Origin of the sequence: Pseudomonas sp. SIMBA_068 (genome assembly GCF_046534705.1) — a bacterium.
Classification (GTDB): domain Bacteria; phylum Pseudomonadota; class Gammaproteobacteria; order Pseudomonadales; family Pseudomonadaceae; genus Aquipseudomonas; species Aquipseudomonas putida.
On sequence record NZ_JAWRYI010000540.1, the window covers coordinates 1 to 271 of the forward strand.

Here is a 271-nt window from a genome sequence, read left to right on the forward strand (position 1 = left end):
GGGCAATCCGGACGACAACATCAAAGATCCACAGGTTCAGGGCTGGTTACATACGGATGACAACGCGCTCGACCCGCAGGTGCGCAAGGACAACTACAGAAAAGCGCTGCAGCGTATCAGCGAGCAGGCTTACTGGGCGCCTCTGTTCAACTATTCGATGAACTACGCCTACACCTCCGATCTGAATTTCACACCGTACCCGGATGAACTGCCGCGCTTCGTCGAGGCCACCTGGAAGTAATACGCGAGCGGGTCAAAAAGTGGTGCGTGG

1 pseudogene is annotated in these 271 nt (G+C 56.1%); it reads left to right on the forward strand.

The features are described 5' to 3' along the window. Nucleotides 1-241, forward strand: a pseudogene (locus tag SB756_RS30310) (ABC transporter substrate-binding protein); the annotation flags it as partial. Nucleotides 242-271: the final 30 nt, after the last annotated feature.